We start from the raw sequence: 4,206 nt of genomic DNA, 5'->3' as shown, positions 1-4,206 counted from the left end.
AGTTTGCAATTCCGAAAATTACAGCGCCGACTACAGCCAACTCCACATGTAAAATACCGAATAATATAGAAGAAATCATCATACCAGTATACACATCGAAAATCCTAGACAATCTCTTAAAAAATACCACTCTAAAAAGCAATTCTTCAACTATAGGTGCTGCTATTACTGTTAATATAAATGATATTAAAGTGCTTTTAAATAAATCGTCTGAGGCACTATTTAGTGAATTTGCAGTATCTATATCGATTATGCAAAATACAGCTAAAATCAACAGTGTAGAGCCTATAGATATACAAATTTGGGTGAAGACGACATTTACAATTTCTTTCATGTTTAATTTTTCGATAAAATCTCGAATTAGACTGTCGAGCTTCCTAAATGTAGCTTTAAATTTATAAAGTAAAAATAAAATAAATAAAGTATCTGAGATTAATTGAAGTAAATCTATATCAGAATCTAAAATATCTTCATTTAAGAAAAAATCTATAAGCATCACAAAAAAGTTAATAAGTATATAAACTACTACAGAAGATATAATTTTTACTTGGTTGAATTCCTGTTTTTTCAAAAAAACACCTCCTTTTAAAATTGTGTAAATTATCTCTATTAAGGGTATATTTTAGTTATATAAAATTTTTATAAAAATACATATTCACTTAATAAGAATAGCTTATATTTATGCTAGAATATGGATATCCGAGGGCTTAGATAATGTTCCAATAGAAAGAGATATTATGGTAGATGGGGATATACAATAATATATATGATGTAAATTATTTAAGAATGATTTAATATTTTTTAAAGAATAATAAGATAGAATATAGTTTATTAAATCGAATTTAAAATTTACAGGTATAGATAGGAAAGGTGATTATTAATGAAAGAAGAAAAAAACAAACCAAAACATTTTAATTATTTTAATTTCTTTTTAATTTTAATACTTGTAGTTATGCTAAATAGTTTATTTTTACCTAGCATAAATTCTCGTATATATGAAGAAGTAGATTACAGCACATTTTTAACTCAGGTTGAAGCAGGACAGGTGTCAGAGGTTCAAATGAGTGATACAGAGATAGTATATAATTTAAAGGAAACAGATGAAAATAAAGACAACAAAAAATCGTATTATACAGGATATGTTGAAAATCCTGATTTAGTTAAAACCTTACAAGATAATAATGTCAAGTTTACAAAGCAAATAAAGGATGAAAACTCATGGATAGTCAATTTCATAGTGAGCTGGGTATTACCGCTTGCAATATTCTTATTTATAGGAAATTGGCTTATGAAGTCTATGACAAAGAGAATGGGTGGAGCTTCAAATGCAATGCAATTTGGTAAAAGTAACGCCAAGGTATATGTAGAAGCACAGACAGGAAAAACCTTCGACGATGTAGCTGGACAGGATGAAGCCAAGGAAGCTCTTACAGAAATAGTGGACTTCCTTCACAACCCTAAAAAATACGAAGAAATCGGTGCGATAATGCCAAAAGGAGCTCTACTTGTAGGACCTCCAGGTACAGGTAAAACTCTACTTGCAAAGGCTGTAGCTGGAGAAGCTAAGGTCCCATTTTTCTCAATATCAGGATCTGAATTCGTTGAGATGTTCGTAGGTATGGGAGCGGCAAAGGTTAGAGACTTATTTAAGCAAGCTAATGAAAAGGCTCCATGTATAGTTTTTATAGACGAAATAGATACAATAGGTAAAAAACGTGATACTGGAATGCCAGGAGGAAATGACGAGAGAGAACAAACTCTTAACCAATTGCTTACAGAAATGGATGGATTTGACGGCAAAAAAGGTGTTGTAATACTTGCAGCAACTAATAGACCTGACTCACTAGACAAGGCATTGCTTAGACCAGGTCGTTTTGACAGACGTGTTCCTGTAGAGCTTCCAGACTTAAAGGGTCGTGAAGCAATACTTAAGGTACACGCTAAAGGAGTACACATGGCAAAGGATATAGATTACAATGCAATAGCTAGAGCAACAGCAGGTGCGAGTGGTGCAGAGCTTGCAAATATAATTAATGAGGGTGCATTGCGAGCAGTCAAAATGGGAAGACATGAAGTTTTACAAGAGGACCTAGAAGAAAGTGTAGAAGTAGTAATAGCTGGTTACCAAAGAAAAGGAGCTGTTATATCTCAAAAGGAAAAATCAATAATAGCTTACCACGAAATAGGTCATGCACTTGTAGCAGCTAAGCAAACTGAATCTGCTCCAGTTCATAAGATAACTATAATCCCTCGTACTTCAGGTGCACTTGGATATACAATGCAGGTTGAAGAAGGTGAAAAAGTCCTTATGTCTAAGGAAGAAGCATTCAACAAAATTGCTACCTTCACAGGAGGACGTGCAGCAGAAGAATTGATATTTGGCTCATTTACAACAGGAGCTTCAAATGATATAGAACAAGCAACTAAAATAGCTAGAGCAATGGTAACTAGATATGGTATGAGTGACGACTTTGACATGATGGCACTTGAAACAGTTACAAACCAATATCTAGGAGGAGATGCATCACTTACTTGTTCACCAGAAACTTCTACTAAGATAGATCAGGAGGTTTTAAGTATAATAAAATCAGCTCATAAAAAGGCTATGAATATACTTAAAGAAAACGAAGACAAGCTCCACGAATTATCTAAATTCTTACTTGAAAAAGAAACCATAACAGGCGAAGAATTTATGGAAATCTTAAATAAAGATAACAATTTAGATACAAATTTATTACAAAATGACACAAATATGGAAACTAGTGATATAATAGATGAAGTTGAAGGTAGTAAATTTGATGTTGTGGGTGAAGGTGTGAATCTTGAAAAGAGAGAAAACACCGTAGACCTCGGCAAAAAATAAGGAGTGAGAGAGATAGAAGAGTTGTTTAAAAAGTATAAAGAAGCCATTTTATATGTAATCTTTGGTGGATTTACATTTTTGACTAATTTAGTTACATACCTTGTGTGCACTAGATTATTCAGTATAGACATATTGATTTCAAATTCAATTGCATGGATAGCATCTGTTGTATTTGCGTATGTTACTAATAAAATCTTTGTATTTGAAAGTAATGAAACTAGATTAGAATATATAATAAAGGAATTTTCATCATTTGTAGGCTGTAGAATTTTTTCTGGAGTTGTAGAGCTGATGATAATATTCATGATGGCTACTTTAGCTGGAATTAATGATTTAGTTGTTAAGATAGTCACTAATGTGGTGGTTATAGTTCTAAATTATGTATGTAGTAAGCTTATAATATTTAAGAAAAAAGACGAACCAGAATATGCATAAAGTGTTATTTAAAGGGATATGAAGCAAAGTAAAATTTGTATCATATCCCTTTTTTATATTAATAGTAGAACTAGTAGTACTACTAGTTCTAATTTTGTGTAGTTTTTATTTGAAAATATTGAAATATAAAATTGATTATGATAATTTGAAAGCATAAAATTTAATAAATAAACAATTACCGGTTTTAAGTTCTTATTATCTATTTAGATTTTAAGCTAAGATGGAAATAAGTGAAATTCTTATACAGTCGTGCTACTGTGATCGTTTAGCTTTATCTGTTATTCCATTGTAAATATTTTTATGAGAAGGAAGATGAAGTGTTAATGCGTAAGTCAGGATACATGCTTATAACTGCTACCGTATACAACACGTAATTGTAAATGGAGATGGAAATTGTGTTCTAAGAGATTTATTTGTTATACAAAAAATTCGATATAGTGGATATTTATGTGTTGTATAAAAATTAGTTATTACAAATATTTATTTGTTGTACAAAAATTTAATGATTAAATAAATTAATTAGAACTGATTATCATATAGTTGATATACACATATTTCCACAAATTTAGATAAAATGTGTTGGCGGAAGGTAGATTGTTTAATATTTTAAATTTAAATTATCATAATATCTATCATGGTGTATTTAAATATAATTTATCAAAAAGGTTTCTAAAGGCACAATTTATATTGTGCTTTTTTGATGCTTTAAAGGAGGTGGGAGATATAGTTTTAAATAAAAAATCAAGTGAGGTTAAAGGATTGCCCAGAAAAATAATAGATATTTTTGACAATACCAAATGACGGATGGGAGGAAAAAAATGAAAAATTTATTGAAAAAATTCAAAAAAGTAGGGACATTATTTTTGGCTTTATGCTTAATTTTATCAATGTTGCCTATGTATGTATTT

Annotated in this window: 3 protein-coding genes and 1 riboswitch; of the genes, 2 read left to right on the top strand and 1 reads right to left on the bottom strand. The window is 30.4% G+C overall.

Annotated elements, in window-relative coordinates:
• On the bottom strand, window positions 1-571 hold a 571-nt coding region (locus ACI3VO_RS07810), incomplete at its 3' end, for a lysostaphin resistance A-like protein (protein ID WP_439757371.1).
• Window positions 572-880: 309 nt separating this feature from the next.
• Between ACI3VO_RS07810 and ftsH the strand changes: the two genes are divergently transcribed.
• Window positions 881-2,863 (top strand): ATP-dependent zinc metalloprotease FtsH, encoded by a 1,983-nt coding sequence (gene ftsH / locus ACI3VO_RS07805; RefSeq protein ID WP_439757370.1) that lies wholly within the window; start codon window positions 881-883, stop codon window positions 2,861-2,863.
• Between the two features lie 21 nt (window positions 2,864-2,884).
• Window positions 2,885-3,298 (top strand): GtrA family protein, encoded by a 414-nt coding sequence (locus tag ACI3VO_RS07800; protein ID WP_439757369.1) that lies wholly within the window; start codon window positions 2,885-2,887, stop codon window positions 3,296-3,298.
• A gap of 169 nt (window positions 3,299-3,467) precedes the next feature.
• A riboswitch (cobalamin riboswitch) is annotated at window positions 3,468-3,661 on the top strand.
• Window positions 3,662-4,206: the final 545 nt, after the last annotated feature.

Source organism: Intestinibacter sp. (genome assembly GCF_051866655.1).
Taxonomy (GTDB): domain Bacteria; phylum Bacillota; class Clostridia; order Peptostreptococcales; family Peptostreptococcaceae; genus Intestinibacter.
This window is presented reverse-complemented; position numbering and strand designations above follow the sequence as displayed.